This is a genomic window from Pantoea sp. Sc1 (assembly GCF_000255315.1).
GTDB lineage: Bacteria > Pseudomonadota > Gammaproteobacteria > Enterobacterales > Enterobacteriaceae > Pantoea > Pantoea anthophila.
The window spans coordinates 1910683-1931516 of sequence record NZ_AJFP01000001.1 but is presented as its reverse complement, the minus strand read 5'-3'; the positions used below and the strand labels follow the sequence as shown (position 1 = coordinate 1931516).

Annotated in this window: 17 protein-coding genes and 1 pseudogene; 11 read left to right on the top strand and 7 right to left on the bottom strand. The window is 55.2% G+C overall.

Features of this window, described 5'->3' with window-relative positions:
• The first annotated feature begins 6 nt into the window (after positions 1 to 6).
• Positions 7 to 1020 carry an asparaginase gene (gene ansA / locus S7A_RS08930; protein ID WP_009089890.1) on the top strand — a complete coding sequence of 338 codons (1014 nt, stop codon included), beginning with the start codon at positions 7 to 9 and terminating at the stop codon, positions 1018 to 1020.
• Between the two features lie 17 nt (positions 1021 to 1037).
• Complete coding sequence (pncA, locus tag S7A_RS08925; RefSeq protein ID WP_009089888.1) at positions 1038 to 1646, top strand: bifunctional nicotinamidase/pyrazinamidase; 609 nt, start codon at positions 1038 to 1040, stop codon at positions 1644 to 1646.
• A gap of 28 nt (positions 1647 to 1674) precedes the next feature.
• Here pncA and S7A_RS08920 read toward each other — a convergent pair whose 3' ends face one another.
• Positions 1675 to 1956 carry a YeaC family protein gene (locus tag S7A_RS08920; RefSeq protein WP_009089887.1) on the bottom strand — a complete coding sequence of 94 codons (282 nt, stop codon included), beginning with the start codon at positions 1954 to 1956 and terminating at the stop codon, positions 1675 to 1677.
• 5 nt (positions 1957 to 1961) lie between these two features.
• Entirely contained in the window at positions 1962 to 2372 is a 411-nt protein-coding gene (msrB, locus tag S7A_RS08915) for a peptide-methionine (R)-S-oxide reductase MsrB (protein WP_009089885.1), read from the bottom strand.
• A 341-nt stretch (positions 2373 to 2713) separates the two neighbouring features.
• Between msrB and gapA the strand changes: the two are divergent.
• Both gapA and S7A_RS08900 read left to right on the top strand, forming a co-directional pair.
• Positions 2714 to 3711, top strand: a pseudogene (gene gapA / locus S7A_RS20785) (glyceraldehyde-3-phosphate dehydrogenase).
• Positions 3712 to 3785: 74 nt separating this feature from the next.
• Positions 3786 to 4685, top strand: coding sequence for a D-hexose-6-phosphate mutarotase (locus S7A_RS08900; RefSeq protein ID WP_009089883.1), 900 nt, complete (start codon positions 3786 to 3788; stop codon positions 4683 to 4685).
• Here S7A_RS08900 and S7A_RS08895 read toward each other — a convergent pair.
• Both S7A_RS08895 and S7A_RS08890 read right to left on the bottom strand, forming a co-directional pair.
• A complete protein-coding gene (locus tag S7A_RS08895; protein WP_009089881.1) occupies positions 4682 to 5533 on the bottom strand; it encodes an aldo/keto reductase in 852 nt (283 codons plus the stop codon). The two genes, S7A_RS08900 and S7A_RS08895, sit on opposite strands and share 4 nt — an antisense overlap.
• A 72-nt stretch (positions 5534 to 5605) precedes the next feature.
• On the bottom strand, positions 5606 to 6355 hold the full coding sequence (locus S7A_RS08890; protein ID WP_009089879.1) for a MipA/OmpV family protein: 750 nt from the start codon (positions 6353 to 6355) through the stop codon (positions 5606 to 5608).
• A gap of 420 nt (positions 6356 to 6775) precedes the next feature.
• On the opposite strand from S7A_RS08890, the gene yeaG reads away from it, so the two are divergent.
• The 6 genes from yeaG to S7A_RS08860 all read left to right on the top strand — a co-directional run bounded on the left by yeaG (position 6776) and on the right by S7A_RS08860 (position 15558).
• On the top strand, positions 6776 to 8710 hold the full coding sequence (gene yeaG / locus S7A_RS08885; protein WP_009089877.1) for a protein kinase YeaG: 1935 nt from the start codon (positions 6776 to 6778) through the stop codon (positions 8708 to 8710).
• Between the two features lie 88 nt (positions 8711 to 8798).
• Positions 8799 to 10076: a YeaH/YhbH family protein gene (locus S7A_RS08880; protein WP_009089876.1), complete on the top strand. Its 1278-nt coding sequence runs from the start codon at positions 8799 to 8801 to the stop codon at positions 10074 to 10076.
• 278 nt (positions 10077 to 10354) lie between these two features.
• Entirely contained in the window at positions 10355 to 12082 is a 1728-nt protein-coding gene (locus S7A_RS08875) for a potassium/proton antiporter (RefSeq protein ID WP_009089874.1), read from the top strand.
• Positions 12083 to 12160: 78 nt separating this feature from the next.
• The gene (locus tag S7A_RS08870) at positions 12161 to 12394 is read left to right on the top strand and encodes a DUF1480 family protein (protein WP_009089872.1); all 234 of its coding nucleotides are present in this window, start codon (positions 12161 to 12163) and stop codon (positions 12392 to 12394) included.
• A 376-nt stretch (positions 12395 to 12770) separates the two neighbouring features.
• Positions 12771 to 14237 (top strand): undecaprenyl-phosphate galactose phosphotransferase WbaP, encoded by a 1467-nt coding sequence (wbaP, locus tag S7A_RS08865; RefSeq protein WP_033736229.1) that lies wholly within the window; start codon positions 12771 to 12773, stop codon positions 14235 to 14237.
• Positions 14238 to 14364: 127 nt separating this feature from the next.
• Positions 14365 to 15558 (top strand): multidrug effflux MFS transporter, encoded by a 1194-nt coding sequence (locus S7A_RS08860; RefSeq protein WP_033736227.1) that lies wholly within the window; start codon positions 14365 to 14367, stop codon positions 15556 to 15558.
• Here S7A_RS08860 and dadX read toward each other — a convergent pair.
• Both dadX and S7A_RS08850 read right to left on the bottom strand, forming a co-directional pair.
• On the bottom strand, positions 15551 to 16621 hold the full coding sequence (dadX, locus tag S7A_RS08855; protein ID WP_009089866.1) for a catabolic alanine racemase DadX: 1071 nt from the start codon (positions 16619 to 16621) through the stop codon (positions 15551 to 15553). The two genes, S7A_RS08860 and dadX, sit on opposite strands and share 8 nt — an antisense overlap.
• A 19-nt stretch (positions 16622 to 16640) precedes the next feature.
• Positions 16641 to 17942, bottom strand: coding sequence for a D-amino acid dehydrogenase (locus S7A_RS08850; RefSeq protein WP_009089864.1), 1302 nt, complete (start codon positions 17940 to 17942; stop codon positions 16641 to 16643).
• Between the two features lie 504 nt (positions 17943 to 18446).
• Here S7A_RS08850 and S7A_RS08845 point away from each other — a divergent pair.
• Positions 18447 to 19982 (top strand): SpoVR family protein, encoded by a 1536-nt coding sequence (locus S7A_RS08845; RefSeq protein ID WP_009089862.1) that lies wholly within the window; start codon positions 18447 to 18449, stop codon positions 19980 to 19982.
• Positions 19983 to 20017: 35 nt separating this feature from the next.
• On the opposite strand, the gene fadR is transcribed toward S7A_RS08845, so the two are convergent.
• Entirely contained in the window at positions 20018 to 20737 is a 720-nt protein-coding gene (gene fadR / locus S7A_RS08840; RefSeq protein ID WP_009089861.1) for a fatty acid metabolism transcriptional regulator FadR, read from the bottom strand.
• Positions 20738 to 20834: the final 97 nt, after the last annotated feature.

Here is a 20834-nt window from a genome sequence, read left to right as displayed (position 1 = left end):
GTTTTCATGCAAAAGAAAAATATCTATGTAGCCTACACGGGCGGGACAATCGGTATGCAGCGTTCGGCGCAGGGCTATATTCCGGTTTCCGGCCACCTGCAACAACAGCTGGCAGACATGCCGGAGTTCCACCGCCCTGAAATGCCTGATTTCACGATTCACGAATATCAGCCGCTGATCGACTCCTCTGACATGACGCCGGAGGACTGGCAGTCTATCGCTGAAGATATCCGCCAGAACTACGATCGCTATGACGGCTTTGTGATCCTGCATGGCACAGACACCATGGCCTTCACCGCCTCCGCGCTCTCATTTATGCTGGAGAATCTGGCCAAGCCGGTTATCGTCACCGGCTCGCAGATTCCGTTAGCGGAATTACGCTCGGACGGTCAGCAGAATCTGCTGAACTCCCTTTATGTGGCGGCCAACTATCCGATTAGCGAAGTGTCGCTGTTTTTCAACAACACGCTCTATCGCGGTAACCGGACCACCAAGGCGCATGCCGATGGCTTTAACGCCTTTGCCTCGCCTAACCTTCCGGCGCTGCTGGAAGCGGGCATTCATATCCGCCGCCTTAACACGCCGCCAGCCCCTGCCGGTCAGGGAGAGCTGAAAGTTCACACCATTACCCCGCAGCCGATTGGCGTGGTCACTATCTATCCGGGCATCTCTGCGGATGTGGTGCGTAACTTCCTGCGTCAGCCAGTAAAAGCGCTGATCCTCCGCTCCTATGGCGTAGGTAATGCGCCACAGAACAAAGAGTTTCTGGCTGAACTGCAACAGGCCAGCGAGCGTGGCATCGTCGTGGTGAACCTCACCCAGTGTATTTCAGGCAAGGTCAATATGGGCGGCTACGCCACCGGCAATGCGCTGGAACATGCGGGCGTGATCAGCGGATCGGATCTGACCGTGGAAGCGGCACTGACCAAACTACACTTTTTACTCAGCCAGGATCTCTCTGCCGATCAAATCCGCGCCCGGATGCAGCAGAATCTGCGCGGCGAACTGACCGAAGACTGACTACGGAGCGAATCAGAATGAAGCGGGCACTCATCATTATTGATATACAGAACGATTTTTGCCCCGGCGGCCCGATGGCAGTCCATGAGGGAGACCAGACGGTCGACGTGGCAAATCGCTATGCGCGAACCTTTCGCGAGAACGGGGAATGCGTGCTGGCCCTGCAGGACTGGCATCCGGCCGACCATGGCAGTTTCGCCTCGGTCTCTGGTGAGCCGGTCTATACCCTGGGCGAGCTGAACGGTCTGGCACAGATCTGGTGGCCCGATCACGGCATTCAGGGCTCGGCCGGTGCAGACTTTCACCCTGGCCTGGATCGTTCGCTGTTCGATGCAACCTTCCATAAGGGCCAGGACCAGGATGTCGACAGTTACAGCGCCTTTTTTGACAATGGTCATCGCCGTAAAACCGAGCTGGACAGCTGGCTGCGCGAGCGTGGCATCACTCATCTGGTGATGCTGGGGCTGGCGACCGACTACTGCGTTAAATACAGCGTGCTGGATGCACTGGAGCTGGGTTATCACGTTGAGGTGGTCAAAGAGGGCTGCCGCGGCGTGAATCTCAATCCTGAAGACAGCGAGATCGCCTTTGCGCAGATGACCGCGCAGGGCGCGGTTCTGATTTAAAACAGAGCTGGCAGGACGCCAGCTTTTTTTAGTGCAGATGAATACGGGTCACATCCGATTCAATGCCGAACTCTTCCTTCAGCTCTTTTTTTGACTTCATCACCATCTCTCCCCCTTTGCCGATGGTCATATGCTGCGGCGCATCGTTGTGTCTCGCCTGCCACATCATGACCAGCTGCAGGCAGTTGTCACGCTGCTCCTGGGTCAGGGCCACGCCGTCCGGCCACTTACCGATCTCCACCGCCGTTGCCAGACGCTGATAGACTTCCGGCGTCATTGACGCCAGCATGGCTTCCAGTTGTTCCTTCATCGCCTTTACCCTCTGGTCTGTTCGCCCTGCTCATCGGTGAAATTCAGCGAGGCGGAGTTTACACAGTAGCGTTCGCCGGTAGGCTGCGGACCATCCGGGAAAACATGCCCGAGGTGCGCATCACAGTTGCCGCAGCGGATCTCCACACGCTGCATACCGTGAGAGTTGTCTTCGATATAGCGAATCGCCTCATCACTGACCGGCTGATAGAAACTGGGCCAGCCACAGCCTGAGTCATATTTGGTTTCTGACAGAAAAAGGGGCGCTTCACACACCAGACAGTGATAGATGCCCTCCTGCTTGTTGTGCAACAGGGCGCCGCTGTAAGGCGGTTCCGTTCCGCGATGCTGAGTAACGTAGCGCTGCATTTCAGTCAGCTGCGCAATTTTTGCTTCGGGTGCGGTCTCTTTAGCCATTTTAGGATTCCGGGCAGTGCCATTCTGAAAATTTCGTCTATTATTCTAACAAATGATCAACATAACCCGGGTCTTTTTTTGTGCTCACCCTTTCACTCTGCCCATCGCAAAGCGGATTTGTGACTTCGATCACCTTTTATCCGGAGCATCCCTATATATTCGGCGATTGATTCAATGAAGCGCGATATCATTGGCGGCGCGCAAGCGGTTGCGCACCGAATAATTCCTCTCAGGCGAATTGATTTGTCGCAACAATTGACACGATTCCGCTTGACGCCTGGTAAGGTTTTTGTAATTTTACAGGCAACCTTTTATTCACTAACAAATAGCTGGTGGAATATATGACTATCAAAGTAGGTATCAACGGTTTCGGCCGTATCGGTCGCATCGTTTTCCGTGCTGCACAGAAGCGTTCTGACATCGAAATCGTTGCTATCAACGACCTGCTGGACGCGGATTACATGGCGTACATGCTGAAGTATGACTCTACTCACGGTCGTTTCGACGGCACCGTAGAGGTTCAGGATGGCGCACTGATCGTAAACGGTAAAAAATCCGTGTTACTGCTGAACGTGACCCGGCTAACCTGAAGTGGGATGAAGCAGGCGTTGACGTTGTTGCAGAAGCAACCGGTATCTTCCTGACCGACGAAACCGCACGCAAACACATCACCGCAGGTGCTAAGAAAGTCGTTCTGACCGGTCCATCTAAAGATGACACCCCAATGTTTGTTCGTGGTGCAAACTTCGACAAATATGAAGGCCAGGATATCGTTTCTAACGCATCCTGTACCACTAACTGCCTGGCACCGCTGGCAAAAGTCATCAACGACAAGTTTGGTATCGTTGAAGGCCTGATGACCACCGTTCACGCGACCACTGCTACGCAGAAAACCGTTGATGGCCCGTCTCACAAAGACTGGCGCGGCGGCCGCGGCGCATCGCAGAACATCATCCCTTCATCAACTGGCGCAGCGAAAGCCGTTGGTAAAGTTCTGCCAGAGCTGAACGGCAAACTGACCGGTATGGCGTTCCGCGTGCCTACCCCTAACGTTTCCGTTGTTGACCTGACCGTGCGTCTGGAAAAAGCGGCATCTTACAAAGAAATCTGTGCTGCGATTAAAGCTGCTGCAGAAGGCGAGATGAAAGACGTTCTGGGCTACGTTGAAGATGACGTGGTTTCTACCGACTTCAACGGCGAAGTCCTGACTTCCGTGTTTGACGCTAAAGCGGGTATCGCGCTGAACGACAACTTTGTGAAACTGGTTTCCTGGTATGACAACGAAACTGGCTACTCAAACAAAGTTCTCGACCTGATTGCACTGGTTTCTGCTAAATAAGGCAGCCAGACATCATTGAGAATAAGGGCGACTTCGGTCGCCCTTTTTTTGATCCGCACAGGAAGGAATCGAACATGCAAGACAAACTGTTTTCTCTGCCGGTAGTCACGCAGATCTCCCCTTACCTCTCGCAGCGCCAGGTGGGTGAATTACCGACCATTGTCGTCAGCCATCCTAAAGTCCGGGCGGCGATTACGCTGCAGGGCGCACACCTGATCGCCTGGCAACCCAGCGGTGAAAAGCCGGTGCTCTGGCTGAGTGATAAGAGCCTCTTCTCACCGGGTAAAGCCATTCGCGGCGGCGTGCCGATCTGCTGGCCCTGGTTTGGCCCCGCTGGTGAACCGGCACACGGTTTTGCCCGGGTTCAGCCGTGGAAGCTGACCGCGCATGACGAAAATGACGAGGGGGTGATGCTGACGCTGGTGCTGGAGAGCAATCCCCAGACGCTGAAACTCTGGCCACATGAGTTCACCCTGATTGCCCGCTTCCGTCTGGGTGAGCATTGCGAGATTGAGCTGGAAGCCTATGGTGATTATGAGGCCACGGCGGCGCTGCACAGCTACTTCAGCGTGAGCGATATCAGCGGTGTAGAGGTCTCCGGTCTCGGCAACAGCTATATCGATAAAGTGAACAACGGCGAGCCCGGCAGCAGCGACGGCAGACAGCGTTATCCAGGCCGCATCGACCGCATCTTCACCGCGCCGGAAGATTGCTCGGTGATTCATGACACAGCGGGTCAGCGTCAGGTCGAGGTTTATCATCACCATCATAGTGACGTTGTCACCTGGAACCCCGGCGTAGAACTCTCCTGTAGCATGGCCGATATGGCGAATGAGGGTTATAAAACGATGGTCTGCGTGGAAACCGCGCGCATCAGTAAACCGCTACGCAGTGCGGGCGAGAAACCGGCACGGCTGGCCACGACGTTCCGTCTGAAAAAGAAAGCCGTCGCCAGCGACAAGGCTATCGGCTAAACGATATCCAGCGGTAATTTATGCTGCGGTGCAGGCCAGGCGCGATCGATAAGCTGAAGCTCTTCGTCGGTCAGCACCACCTCCAGCGCCGCAGCATTCTCCTTGACGTGGGCCACAGAGCTGGCTTTGGGGATAGCGATCACACCAGGCTGACGAATCACCCACGCCAGCAGAAGCTGCGCCACGCTGATGCCCTTCTGCTGTGCAATCTGAGTCAGCAGAGGATCGGTAAAGAGCGTATCCCGCAGCCGACCCGCCTGCGCCAGGGGACAGTAGGCCATCACCGGCACGCCCCGCTGCTGACAGGCTGGCAAAAGATCAAATTCAATACCGCGTGACGCCAGATGGTAGAGAACCTGATTGGTCGCACAGTGCTCCCCATTGGGTTCGTCCCACAGTTCGGCCATGTCATCTGTATCGAAGTTTGACACCCCCCAGAAACGAATCTTGCCCTGCTGCTGCAGCGTTTCCATCGCGCGCAGTGTCTCTTCCAGTGGAATATTTCCGCGCCAGTGCAGCAGGTAGAGGTCGAGGTAATCCGTCTGTAAACGGCGCAGACTGCGCTCGCAGGCTTCAATCGCATCCGAATGACCTGCATTCCAGGGATAGACTTTGGAAACCAGCAGGGCCTGATCGCGGCGGCCGCGCAGCGCCTCACCGACGACCTCTTCCGCGCCGCCATCCGCATACATTTCCGCCGTATCGATCAGCCGTAACCCGCAGTCGAGTCCGGCCTGCAGGGCAGCGACTTCACGGGCACGCTGCGACGGATTTTCACCCATAAACCAGCTGCCCTGACCAATAACCGGCAGCGACACATGGCCGGCAAACGTGATTCTGTTGCGCATTCTCTTCCCTTACCCCATTACGGGGCCCTGTAAAAGAACAGAGGGCGGTAAACGCCCTCTTTTAGTGCATATTCAGAAGCTATAGCTGACGCCGGTCCAGACCGTCGCCTGCCCGCTTTTATCAATCATCGGGCTGTCTTTGATTTCGCTGTCGAAGCGGGTGTAACGCCCCACTACTCCGACGTTCCACTGTGTGTCAATCTGATAGCTGGCGCTCAGCTCAACATAAGGTGACCAGCTGTCATCCGGATTATAACGACTGATGCCGGTCCGGGCGCTCTCATGACCGGAGACACCGTAGTAATAACGGTTCTGATTGGCACTGTTCCACATAGCACCGATGCCTGGCGTCAGGCTGAAGTCGCCCATCTGGAAGCGATAGAGATAGGTCAGGTCCCAGATGACGCCGTTGCTGTTGTTCAGCACATCACCCAGCAACGCGGTGCGGACAATCCCCCAGTCTGCCGTGTGACGGTAAGTGGCACCGCCCATCAGCGTCATGCGGCGCTTATCCAGTCCTTTCATGTCGCCCAGATCGTTGTCGCTGGGTTTGTACTCCTGCGGTGACCCCAGCAGGGTCAGCGACAGCTGATTCTGCGGATCTTTCCACAGGTAGTAACCGCCCTGCAGGCTGCGGAACCAGAAGTTTTCACCCTCGTAGTTGATTACCGGAACCGGAAGATACCGGTCCTGTCCGCCGCGATACGGTGACTCTGCGTAGATGACCGATGCACCCAGAGAAAGCGGATCGGCACTCGCCTGCCCGGTAAGTAAATAACAGGGCAGAAGGGCAACAAGCGTCTTAAATTTGAATTGGTTCACAATTTATTCATTCCATAAATATAACAATCAAACCCTAAGTCTAACGGTTTTTTACCGCTGGATTAACTTATATCAAAATCCTTTAAGTCAGTTACCGATGCAGGTGGCATTAAAGGTTAAAAGTACGTTAAGTTAATGCTTCAGTCAGTTGAACCCATCTCACAACAAATCAAAATTGCCGTTGATCTTCCCCGCATTCACGCAAACCCACGGAGGAAATTTCTTAGAAGCCATCTACAGTTAGAAGTAACAGCAAAGAGTTTGGACGAGCAGAGTAACCACAAACGTTGTGTATCCCGATAAAAAAGATCAGGTTGGCATAAGGGTTGCTGTACTCAACAGAGAATATCTTCCGGGAGCTGCTACAAGCCTCTAATTACGCTCCTTACCTGTGCTAAAAACGAAAGGACGGGCATCGCTATGAATATATTCGATCACTATCGTCAGCGTTATGAAGCTGCCAAGGACGAAGAGTTCACACTGCAGGAATTTCTTGCCATCTGTAAGCAGGATCGCAGTGCATACGCCAACGCTGCAGAACGACTGTTAATGGCTATCGGAGAGCCGGTAATGGTCGACACTGCTCAGGAGCCACGCCTTTCCAGAATATTCTCCAATCGTGTGATGGGACGCTATCCGGCGTTTGAGGAGTTCTACGGTATGGAGGAGGCAATTGAACAGATTGTCTCCTACCTGAAACATGCCGCCCAGGGACTGGAAGAGAAGAAACAGATTCTCTATCTGCTCGGCCCGGTCGGTGGCGGTAAATCGTCACTGGCGGAACGACTCAAATCGCTGATGCAGCGGGTGCCCATCTATGTGCTGAGCGCCGACGGCGAGCGCAGTCCGGTGAACGATCACCCCCTCTGCCTGTTTAACCCGCAGGAAGATGCGCACATTCTTGAGAAAGAGTATGGCGTACCGCGTCGTTATCTGGGCACCATCATGTCGCCGTGGGCCGCTAAACGACTGCATGATTTCGGTGGCGATATCTCCCGCTTTAAGGTGGTAAAAGTCTGGCCATCCATCCTGGAACAGCTGGCCATCGCGAAAACCGAACCGGGTGATGAGAACAACCAGGATATTTCCGCGCTGGTGGGTAAAGTGGACATCCGTAAACTGGAGAACCACGCGCAGAACGATCCGGATGCTTATGGTTACTCCGGTGCCCTCTGCCGCGCCAACCAGGGGATTATGGAGTTCGTGGAGATGTTTAAAGCGCCGATCAAGGTGCTGCATCCGTTACTGACCGCCACCCAGGAGGGGAACTACAACGGCACCGAAGGAATTTCGGCGCTGCCCTTCAACGGCATCATTCTGGCGCACTCCAACGAATCCGAATGGGTCACCTTCCGCAACAACAAAAACAACGAGGCGTTCCTTGACCGTGTCTACATCGTTAAGGTGCCTTACTGCCTGCGCGTCTCTGAAGAGATCAAGATTTATGACAAGCTGCTGAATCACAGTGAGCTGGCTACCTCGCCCTGTGCGCCCGGTACGCTGGAAACGCTGGCCCGCTTCTCCATCCTGTCGCGTCTGAAAGATCCGGAGAACTCCAGCATCTACTCCAAAATGCGGGTCTACGATGGTGAAAGCCTGAAAGATACCGACCCGAAAGCGAAGTCGTGGCAGGAGTATCACGACTACGCCGGTGTGGATGAGGGAATGAACGGCCTGTCGACCCGCTTTGCCTTTAAGATTCTGTCGCGGGTGTTTAACTTTGACCACACAGAAGTGGCGGCTAACCCGGTCCATCTCTTCTATGTGCTGGAGCAGCAGATTGAACGTGAGCAGTTCCCGCAGGAGCAGGCCGAGAAGTACCTTGAGCACCTTAAAGGCTATCTGATTCCTAAGTATGCTGAGTTCATCGGCAAGGAGATTCAGACCGCCTATCTGGAATCCTACTCTGAATATGGTCAGAACATCTTTGACCGCTACGTTACTTACGCCGACTTCTGGATTCAGGATCAGGAGTACCGCGATCCCGATACCGGACAACTGTTCGATCGTGAATCGCTCAACGCGGAGCTTGAGAAGATTGAGAAGCCCGCCGGGATCAGTAACCCGAAAGATTTCCGTAACGAGATCGTGAACTTCGTGCTGCGTGCCAGGGCACACAATAACGGTCGTAATCCGAACTGGACCAGTTACGAGAAATTACGCACCGTCATCGAGAAAAAGATGTTCTCGAACACGGAAGAGTTACTGCCGGTCATCTCGTTCAACACCAAGACCTCTACCGATGAGCAGAAAAAGCATGATGATTTTGTCGATCGCATGATGGAAAAAGGCTATACCCGCAAACAGGTTCGCCTGCTCTGTGAGTGGTATCTGCGAGTGCGCAAGTCGTCCTGATAAGAGTCTGTAAGCATGCCGGGTTGTCAGACCGGCACCACAGGTCGGGTTCGCCCGGCCTGCTTACAATGCAGTTTGGGGGAATACCATGGCCTATTTCATCGATCGCCGGCTGAACGGCAAAAACAAGAGCGCGGTCAACCGCCAGCGCTTCTTGCGCCGTTACAAGTCACAAATCAAGCAGTCGATCTCCGAGGCCATCAATAAACGCTCGGTGACCGACGTCAGCAGCGGTGAGTCTGTCTCAATCCCGATTGACGACATCAATGAGCCGATCTTCCATCAGGGACGGGGCGGAAATCGCCATCGGGTCCATCCGGGTAACGACCATTTTGTGCAGAATGACCGCATCGAACGGCCTCAGGGGGGTGGAGGCGGTGGCGGCAGCGGTCAGGGCAATGCCAGTCAGGATGGTGAAGGTCAGGATGAGTTTGTCTTTCAGATCTCGAAAGATGAGTATCTCGACCTGCTGTTTGAAGACCTCGCCCTGCCTAACCTGCGCCGCAACCAGCATCGTCAGCTGAACGAGTATAAGACCCACCGGGCGGGTTTTACCTCTAACGGCGTACCCGCCAATATCAGCGTGGTGCGCTCGCTGCAGAACTCGCTGGCGCGTCGTACGGCGATGACGGCGGGCAAACGCCGGATGCTGAACGAACTGGAAGAGACGCTTCTGCAGGTGGAGAACACCGAACCGGCACAGCTGCTGGAGGAGGAGCGGCTGCGCAAAGAGATTGCCGAATTGCGGGCCCGCATTGAGCGGGTGCCCTTTATCGACACCTTCGACCTGCGCTATAAAAACTTTGAGAAGCGCCCGGAGCCTTCCAGCCAGGCGGTGATGTTCTGTCTGATGGATGTCTCCGGCTCCATGGATCAGGCGACCAAGGATATGGCAAAACGCTTCTATATCCTGCTCTACCTGTTCCTGAGCCGCACCTACAAGAATGTCGATGTGGTCTACATCCGTCACCACACCCAGGCGAAAGAGGTGGATGAGCAGGAGTTCTTCTACTCGCAGGAGACGGGCGGAACCATCGTCTCCAGTGCGCTGAAACTGATGGATGAGGTGGTGAAGGATCGCTATGACCCGGCGCAGTGGAACATCTATGCAGCGCAGGCGTCCGATGGCGATAACTGGGCCGACGATTCGCCCCTCTGTCATGAGATTCTGGCGAAGCACATTCTGCCGGTGGTGCGCTATTACAGTTATATCGAAATCACCCGCCGTGCCCATCAGACGCTGTGGCGCGAATATGAGCATCTGCAGGCGATGTTCGACAACTTTGCGATTGAGCACATCCGTGAACCGGAAGATATCTACCCGGTGTTTCGTTCACTGTTTCACAAACAGGCCACGGAAGTCTGATTCGCAGACATTGCAGAGTGACGCTCTTTTTTACACGAAGCCGGTTAACCACCGGCTTTTTTTATCAGCTGAATAACCTGTTAAAACAACCTGTTTTCCTCCCCTTGCCTGCCAACCCCCTCATTCTTCACATTAATCTGATTCCGTATACGTTTAAGCAATTCGTATAATGTGCATTTTCACAATGACAACTCCTTGATAAACCATTATCTTTCAGAGATAGCATGGATATTTATCACCGCTTGGGCATCGCACCGTCATATCTCAGGAGACCGGGTTTGAACCACACTATCGTCTACAGTCTGTTTATCATCGGTTCCGTGCTGGTCGCATCGAGCATTCTGCTCAGCTCTTTCTCATCCAGGTTGGGCATTCCTATTCTGGTCATCTTCCTTGCGCTGGGTATGCTGACCGGGGTCGATGGTATCGGAGGCATCGCCTTTGATAACTATCCGGCGGCCTATCTGATTTCCAACCTGGCGCTGGCCATTATCCTGCTGGATGGTGGTATGCGCACCAAAGCCAGTTCGTTTAAGGTCGCGCTGGGGCCCGCGCTGTCGCTGGCCACCATCGGCGTCATGATAACCGCCGGCTTAACCGGTGTGGTTGCCGCCTGGTTGTTTAAGCTGGATATGATGCAGGGATTCCTGATTGGCGCGATTATCGGCTCCACGGATGCCGCCGCGGTCTTCTCCCTGCTGGGTGATAAGGGCCTGAACGAGCGCGTCAGCTCGACACTGGAAATCGAGTCCGGCAGCAACGACCCGATGGCGGTGTTTCTGACCATCACCCTGATTGAGATGATCGAACAGGGCCGCAGCGGGCTTGACTGGATGTTTCTGGTGCACCTGGTGCAGCAGTTCGGCCTGGGGATCGTGCTGGGCCTGGGCGGCGGCTGGGCGCTGCAGCAGCTGATTAACCGCATCAGCCTGGCGGGTGGCCTCTATCCGCTGCTGGCGCTGAGTGGCGGCATTCTGGTGTTCGCGCTGACCACCGTACTGGAGGGCAGCGGCATCCTGGCAGTCTATCTGTGCGGCTTTTTACTCGGCAACAGTCCGATTCGCAACCGCCACGGTATTCTGCAGACCTTTGATGGTATGGCGTGGCTGAGCCAGATAGGCATGTTCATTGTGCTGGGGCTGCTGGTCACCCCTTCCGACTTGTGGCACATTGCCGTGCCGGCGATGATCCTCTCACTGTGGCTGATTCTGGTGGCGCGCCCCCTGTCGGTGTTTGTTGGCCTGCTGCCGTTCCGCAGTTTTACCACCCGTGAACGCTTCTTTATCAGCTGGGTCGGGTTACGCGGAGCGGTGCCGATTATCCTGGCGGTGTTCCCGATGATGGCCGGATTAGAAAACGCCTCGCTCTATTTCAACATCGCCTTCTTTGTGGTGCTGGTCTCGCTGATGTTGCAGGGAACCTCGCTGGGCTTTGCGGCAAAAAAAGCCAAGGTGGTGGTGCCGCCGACGGCCTCACCAATCAGCCGTATCGGTCTGGATATCCATCCGGAGAATCCGTGGGAGCAGTTTGTTTATCAGCTCAGCGCCGACAAGTGGTGTATTGGAGCTGCGCTGCGCGATCTGAAGATGCCGCGCGAGACCCGCATCGCCGCCCTGTTTCGTGACAATGTGCTGATGCATCCCAACGGCGGGACACGCCTCAGAGAGAACGATGTGATCTGCGTGATTGGCCGTGAGCGCGATCTGCCAGCCCTGGGCAAAATGTTCAGTCAGTCGCCGCCAGTTTCGCTCGACCAGCGGTTCTTTGGTGACTTTATTCTGGATGCAGAAGCACGCCTGCGCGACGTCGCGCAGATCTACGGGCTGGAACTGGATGAGAGCACCAACGATCAGCAGTCGCTGGGACAGCTGATGCTGGGCATGCTGGGTGGCGCGCCGGTGGTGGGGGATCAGGTTGAATGGAATGAGCTGACCTGGACCGTGGCGGAAAAAGAGGATAATCGTATCGTGAAAATTGGTGTCCGGCCGGCAGAAGAGAAGGAATAATCCTAATCATTCAGCCACGTTATTTTCTGTTGATACGCTAAGCTTACAGCTCTGTGCCAGAAAAAACGGGAGAAATGAATGGGACACGTGGTTAAAATTGGTCGTTATGAGATTGTTGATGCCGATCTTGACGGTGAGCACCCTGACACCGTCAGCATTCCCTGTCACACCAATCCCGGCTTAATTACCCAACTCGACGGCTGGGATCGCGATACCAGCGTACCGGCGTGGATTGATGGAAAACCGGTGGATCTGCAGATTGGTCATTATGATAAAGAGCAGGACCGCTGGATTTTAAAAAGACCCGCCTGATGTCTTATCACTACCGCCAGTCGCGAGATTTGGCGGTAATTCCTAAAAAGCGTCTTAAACAGTTTAGTTATAACTGCACCCCTGCTTATTTTATCCTTATATTACATGGCGTTACCCGTTTAAAACTTTAATCACTTTTGTTGTTTTCAGATTTTTTCCGTATTAACGCCGTCAAATATCTCCTGCATACTCATTCTCAATGCTGCAACATTTCGTGAGTACCATCACGCTTTAATCTTCATCTTTTTTGCAGCTGTACTGGCTTTACTGACTGCAACAGACTGAAAATTATTTTTTAATTTTTCGGTGGCTCACTCCTGAGCGCGTCCCTGATTCTGGTCAGGCCATCTTTTACTTAAGAAAGAGAGCAGGTTTTATGGCAAGTACATTGATAATGAATAGCCCGAGCCGCTCATGGAGCGGCACGCGTAAAAATATCATCGTGAAATTCGCCCTGAGCTTTTCCGATCTGATTGCACTCAACCTCGCATTATTTTTATCCGCCGCAACCATTCAGGGTATTTGGGGCGAGCTGGATACGTTTATTCCCCCGCATCAGATTGAATACCGTTTTGTGGCGCAGTTTATTATGTCCGTGATGTGCACCGGCTGGTTCTGGGTTCGTCTGCGTCACTACACCTATCGCAAACCCTTCTGGTTCGAGCTGAAGGAGATTGTGAAAACGCTGTTTGTTTTCTCACTGCTCGACCTCGCGCTGATCGCGTTTTCGAAATGGGACTTCTCCCGCATGGTGTGGGTTTTCAGCTGGACATATGCCCTGCTGCTGCTGCCGCTGATGCGAACGCTGGTCAAACGCGCCATTAACCGGGCGGGCCAGTGGCAGAAAGAGACCATCATCATCGGCTCCGGCCGCAACGCAACCGAAGCCTATGCCGCCCTGCAGAGTGAGGAGATCCTGGGCTACAACGTGCAGGCCTTTATCTCTGTCGACGATGAGCCCTCTCAGCAGAGCGTCAATGGCGTGCCAGTAATCACCTGGAAAGACATTAACTGGCAGACCATTGACCGCGACAACGTGCAGTTTATTGTGGCCATGGAGTATGAGCAGCAGCCGATGCGTGACCGCTGGCTGAAATTCCTGTCGAAGATGAACTGCCGATCGGTTTCCGTGATCCCGACGCTGCGCGGCGTGCCGCTCTACGGCACCGACATGTCCTTTATCTTCAGTCATGAAGTGATGATCCTGCGTGTCAGCAACAACCTGGCGAAGCACTCTTCGCGCTTCCTGAAGCGGACCTTTGATATTGTCGTCGCCTCCATGCTGCTGCTGTTCCTCGGCCCGATCTTCGCCCTGCTCTGCTTTATGGTGAAGCGCGATGGCGGCAATGCGATTTATGGGCATGAGCGTGTGGGTCAGGATGGCAAAAAATTCAAATGTCTGAAATTCCGTTCCATGGTGACCAACTCTAAAGAGGTGCTGGAGAAGCTGCTGGCGACCAGTGAAGAAGCCCGAATGGAGTGGGACAAAGATTTCAAACTGAAGAATGACCCGCGCATTACCCGTATCGGTGGCTTCCTGCGTAAAACCAGCCTCGACGAGTTACCGCAGCTGTGGAACGTGATCCGCGGTGAGATGAGCCTGGTCGGCCCGCGCCCGGTGATTGAGGCGGAGCTGGAGCGTTACGCCGGCGATGTGGATTACTACCTGATGGCCAAGCCCGGCATGACCGGCCTGTGGCAGGTCAGCGGACGCAACGATATCGACTACGATACCCGCGTCTACTTTGACTCCTGGTATGTGAAAAACTGGGCACTCTGGACCGATATTGCCATTCTGTTCAAAACCGCAGGCGTCGTGTTACGTCGCGACGGCGCTTACTGAGTTAAAGCCGCGATGCCTGTAAAAAGCAGGCATCGCACTTTCCGCACAGCTTACGCTTTCTTTTTCCCCTCTGAATCATTACCCTCTTCGGCTCGTTTTTTAACAGAACGTTTACCCTCTGGTTGTTATGCAAAAATTTACTTTATTGTTATTGAGCCTGGTGCTGCTGGCACCCTTAGGCATTGACCTCTATTTGCCCACGCTGCCGCAGATTGCTCAAGGGCTGAATACCCCGGTCAGTCTGGTACAGACCACCATTCCTCTCTTTCTGCTGGTAATGGGGCTGGGACAGCTGGTGACCGGGCCGCTGGTGGACAATTATGGCCGTAAGCCCATCGCTCTGCTGGGGCTGGCGCTCTACATCGCCGGCAGCGTGATTGCCGCCACCGCCACCTCCTTCCCGCTGTTCGTGATTGCCCGTCTGGTGCAGGGCTGCGGCGTCTGCTGCAGCGCGGTCGTCGCCTTCAGCGGCGTGCGTGACCGCCTCAGTGGCGATGCCGCTGCCCGCGCTTACGGCTTTCTGAATGGCGCACTGAACATTGTCCCGGCGCTGGCCCCGCTGCTGGGCGGCCTGCTGGCCAGCGCCTTCGGCTGGCGCGCGCCCTTCTGGTTCCTCTGCGCCTATGGTGTGGTGATTACGCTGCTGGTGCTGATCGGCCTGCCCGAGACGCGTCCGGCAGATACCCTGCGGGTAAAAGGCTTACCGGTGAAGCAGTACGCCGCCATCCTGCGTCAGCCACGCTTTCTGGCGTTTGCGTTCGCCAATGCCGGTGCACTGGGCATGGTGCTGACCTACGTATCGCTGGCACCTCAGGTGCTCATGACCGAAGGCGGGCTGACGCCGATCCAGTTCTCCTTTGCTTTTGGCGCAAATGGTTTCTGGATCATGTTTGTCAGCATGTTCGTCAATAAAGCGATTCGCAAGGCGGGCCGGCCTTTCTGCCTGGCGATGGGATTCTTCACCATGCTGCTGGGCGCGGTGCTGCTGGTTGCCGGGATGCAGATCTTCTCGGCGGCGATGCAGACGCACTGGGCGCTCTACATGTTCCCGGTGGCGGTTTCTGTTGCCGGTCTGGCCTTCACCGTTGGCCCGGCCACCAGCTATGCGCTGGAGCCTTACCAGCAGCAGGCCGGTGTGGCGTCGGCGTTACAGGGATTTATTCAGATGGCGGGCGGTGCCGCAGGCAGCCTGATTATTGTCACACTGCCGGTGGCGGAGAAGCTGTCACTGAGTCTGATGATGCTGCTGGGTGCAGCGCTGGCCTTTATCGCCTGGCGCTGCAGCAGAAAAATGCGCGGCAGTCTGACCGCACTTAGCTGAGAGTGACCGGAACGCGGGGTGCCAGCGCGCACATCAGCTCGTACCCTACCGTTCCGGCTGCTTTCGCCACCTGATCGATTTTCACCTGCTCGCCCCACAGCTCCACCGCGGAGCCGATTCCCGCCTGGGGACAGGGGGTCAGATCCACCGTGATCATATCCATCGACACCGCGCCGACGACCTGAGTCATCACGCCGTCGACGCAGACGGGGGTGCCGGTCGGGGCATGCCGTGGATAGCCGTCGGCATAACCACAGGCGACCACGCCAATCCGCTGCGCGGCGCTGGCATGATAGCGGTAGCCGTAGCCGACCCCGTCGCCCGCCTGCAGCTGCTGCACGGCGATGATCTCACTGCTTAACGTCATCACCGGTTTCAGGCCGCTGCCCGCGATATCCTGCCAGTCGCCGCTGGGTGACGCACCATAGAGAACGATACCCGGGCGAACCCAGTCGAAATGCGCTTCAGGATGCCACAGCGTACAGGCGGAGTTGGAGAGCGACCGCGGACAGTTGAGTCCTTCTGCCGCCTGCTCAATGCGCTGCATGGGCGCAATCAGTCCCTCGGGGTTTTCGGCGTCAGCAAAATGCGCCATCAGCGTCATCTCGCCTGTGTTGCTCAGCGCACGCAGGCTCTGCCAGGCGCCGCTGACCTGTTCCGGCCGAAAACCGAGCCGGTTCATCCCGCTGTTGACCTTAAGATAGATATCCACCGGCGCTGAGAGTCTGGCGTTCGCCAGCGCTTTAATCTGCCAGTTACTGTGAACGCTGGTGGTCAGGCGATAGCGGTCGATCAGTTGCAAATCTTCCGGCCTGAAAAAGCCTTCCAGCAGCAGAATCGGTTTGTTCCAGCCGCGCTCGCGCAGCAGGATCGCCTCTTCCATATTGAGCAGCGCGAAGCCATCGGTGTCAGACAGCGGCTCGCGTACCCGATCAATACCGTGGCCGTAAGCATTGGCTTTAACCACTGACCAGACGCGGGATGCGGGGGCGGCCTGGCGCACGATAGCCAGGTTATGACGTAACGCCTCCGGGTTGATGGTCGCGACAATCGGACGTGACATCCTCTCTCTCCCTGAATACTTAACGAGTTGCGCTGGCGTTACGCAGCGGCGATGAGGTCGCCGCGAAACCAGGTAAGTAGCGGAATACCGCTAAGTCATCCGCCGCAATCGCCGGCGTTTTACCGGAGATCAGATCGGCCAGTAACTGCCCTGAACCACACGCCATCGTCCAGCCCAGCGTTCCGTGACCGGTGTTGAGCCAGAGATTAGAGATGGGGGTGGCGCCGACAATCGGCGTACCGTCTGGCGTCATCGGACGTAAACCGGTCCAGAAACTCGCCTGTGCAAGATGACCGCCTTCAGGATAGAGATCACTGACTACCATCTCCAGCGTTTCCCGTCGCGCTTCGGTCAGTTTGGTGTTAAAACCAACAATCTCTGCCATCCCGCCAACGCGGATACGATCGTCAAACCGGGTCACCGCCACTTTGTAGGTTTCATCGAGGATGGTGGAAACCGGTGCGGCATCGGGATTCTTAATTGGAATGGTGAGTGAATAACCCTTGAGCGGGTAAACCGGGATGCTCAGAACGTTCTTCAACAGTGCCGTGGAGTAAGAGCCAAAGGCCACCACATAGCTGTCTGCTTTGATGATCTCATCACCGCACTTCACGCCATAAATGCGATTTCCGTCGCGCAGCAGATGATCGACCGGGGTGTTGAAGCGGAATACCACGCCCGCCTCTTCGGCCATTTTGGCCAGCCGCTGGGTAAAGAGCTGACAGTCGCCGGTTTCATCGTTGGGGAGACGTAATCCGCCGGTGAGTTTATGCCGGGTTGCCGCCAGTGCAGGTTCCACACGTGACAGCTCATCGGCCTGCAGCAGTTCATAAGGCACCCCCGCGTCACGCAGCACCGCAATATCCTTGCTGGCGCTGTCGAACTGTTGCTGGGTGCGGAACAGCTGCAGCGTTCCGCCCTGACGACCTTCATAGGCGATGCCGGTTTCACTCCGCAGCGCTTTCAGGCAGTCCCGGCTGTATTCGGCAATCCGCACCATGCGGCTTTTATTCTGCTGATAGTGGTTGATGTCGCAGTTGCGCAGCATGTGCCACATCCACTCCAGCTGAAAGCTGCTGCCATCCAGCCGGATAGCCAGCGGCGCGTGGCGCTGGAACATCCACTTCACCGCTTTCAGCGGCACGCCGGGCGCGGCCCAGGGGGCGGCATAACCTGGCGAGATCTGACCGGCATTGCCCGCGCTGGTCTCCATCGCCGCGGCAGGCTGACGATCGATGACGGTGACCTGATGTCCGGCTCGCGCCAGATACCAGGCACTGGCTACGCCGACAACCCCACTTCCAAGAATCACTACGTGCATAGTTTCCCCATCCAACGTCTAAAAGCATAATTCACTGTTCAGAAGATGATAGTCAGCGGATCACCGCAGCGGACACCACCCCGAAATCACAGCATCCATTTCACATCTTTTTCACTTTTCAGGTAACTAAAATCTTGCTGCACGATGAATTTCAGCGCTTTATGCGCCTTATTCCTTAAACGCAGAAATAAATGACAACAAAGGCAGTTAAATCTGCGCATGGCAGGAGAATCATTCAACCTCATACATTCCACTTATAAACAGGATTTTATCCTGACATCTGGCGAATGGTTCGAATTAAAAACGGTTAAATTCCCTGTTGCCTCACACTTAATGATTTTGTGCCAAAGATTTCATTTGAGTTCGCATTTCGGATAGGCGACAGTGGGCTATCATTGTTGTGTTCGCTCAGTTTTTTTCGGGTTCCCTTTTTCAGGATGAAGCCTTAAATAACCAGAACGGGTTGTCTTTCGGGTCAGCCGGTTTGCCACAAAGAGGTGCGCTATGACGACAATCTTTGACGAAGCCATCAGAGACAGCAAACGACTCAATGACGGACCAGACTGGACATTCGAACTGCTTGATGTCTACTTAGCGGAGATCGACCGCGTCGCGAAGCTCTACCGTCTGGATACCTACCCGCACCAAATCGAAGTGATTACCTCTGAACAGATGATGGATGCCTATTCCAGCGTCGGCATGCCAATCAACTATTCACACTGGTCATTCGGCAAAAAGTTTATCGAAACCGAGCAGCGCTATAAGCACGGTCAGCAGGGCCTGGCCTATGAGATTGTCATCAACTCCAATCCCTGCATCGCCTACCTGATGGAAGAGAACACCATGACCATGCAGGCGCTGGTGATGGCACATGCCTGCTATGGTCATAACTCTTTCTTCAAAAATAACTACCTGTTCCGCAGCTGGACGGATGCCGGATCGATTGTCGATTACCTGCTGTTTGCCAAAAACTACATCAGTGACTGCGAAGAGCGCTATGGCGTTGAAGAGGTGGAGCGGCTGCTCGACTCCTGCCACGCCTTAATGAATTATGGCGTGGATCGCTATAAACGCCCGCAGAAGATCTCCCTGCAGGAGGAGAAAGCCCGCCAGAAAAGCCGGGAAGAGTATCTGCAGAGTCAGGTGAACACGCTCTGGCGCACGCTGCCGCGGCGCGAAAAAGAGGCGGTCACGTTCGAAGCCGCACGCTACCCTTCTGAGCCGCAGGAGAACCTGCTCTATTTCATGGAGAAGAATGCGCCGCTGCTGGAGCCGTGGCAGCGTGAGATCCTGCGCATTGTGCGCAAGGTGAGCCAGTATTTCTATCCGCAGAAGCAGACTCAGGTGATGAATGAGGGCTGGGCAACCTTCTGGCACTACACCATCCTTAATCACCTCTATGACGAAGGCAAAGTGTCGGAACGCTTCATGATGGAGTTTCTGCACAGCCATACCAATGTGGTCTATCAGCCGCCCTACAACAGCCAGTGGTATAACGGCATTAACCCCTATGCTCTGGGCTTCGCGATGATGCAGGATATCAAGCGTATCTGTCAGTCCCCTACCGAAGAGGATCGCTACTGGTTCCCGGATATTGCGGGTTCTGACTGGCTGGATACGCTCCATTTTGCGATGCGTGAGTTTAAGGATGAGAGCTTCATCAGCCAGTTCCTGTCGCCGAAGGTGATGCGCGACTTCCGGCTGTTTACCGTGCTGGATGATGACCGCAACAACTATCTCGAAATCGCCGCCATTCACGATGAGGCCGGCTATCGGGCGATTCGCCAGCAGCTCTCCGCCCAGTACAACCTGAGTAATCTCGAACCCAATATTCAGGTTTATAATGTCGATCTGCGAGGTGACCGTTCGCTGACCCTGCGTTATGTGCCGCAGAGCCGCACGCCGCTGGACAAGAGCCGCCGCGAAGTGCTGAAGCACGTGCATCGGCTGTGGGGATTTGATGTGATTCTGGAGCAACAGAATGAGGATGGCAGCGTTGAGCTGCTGGACCGCAACCCGCCGCGAAATACCTCACTCTGACCGCATAAAAAACCGGACGCGATGTCCGGTTTTTTTTATCGTTTATTGCCGAGATCGTCAGGCAGATTCTTCTGCATGCTGTGCCAGATTTCACCGCTGCGGCGACCGTAGTTGCGCACCACCTCCACAATCTCATCCTGTCCCGGCGATGTGTCACACAGCGCCAGCAGCGTCAGATAAAAATCACGCGCCACCTGACGGGCTTCGGGATTTGAGAAGTAGTGACGTCCCACACGGGTGTAGAGCCCTTTCAGGCCGTTAAGGATCAGACCATAAATCGGGTTGCCGGAAGCAAACGCCAGACCGCGGAAGACGCGGTAGTCGAGTTCGGTATAGGCATCCGCCTGGTCGGCCGTCGCATCGACCGTCTCCAGCACCTCACGCGCCTTGTCAGGATGATGACGCAGTGCTCGGCTGATAAAGATGGAAGAGATATTGCTGCGCACTGACAGCAGGTTGTCGATCAGCACCGGCACGCTGTCGTGGTCGAGGCGCGCCAAGGTTTCGAGGATATTCAGGCCAGAGGTCTCCCAGAAATCATTCACCCGGGTCGGTTTACCGTGCTGAATCGTCAGCCAGCCATCACGCGCCAGGCGCTGCAGCACTTCACGCAGGGTCGTACGTGTCACCCCGATCAATTCAGAAAGCTCACGCTCAGCAGGAAGAATCGACCCCGGGGGAAAGCGGCTGTTCCAGATGCTTTCAATAATGTACTCTTCAGCAAATCCCGCTGGACTCTGCGCCTTTATAACCATAGCAATGTGTTCTCGTTGCTTTTCTAATCGTGATGGGCACTCATCATACCAGACGCCCTATAGCGGATATAGCCTGCGCAACCATTAAAACCGGGCG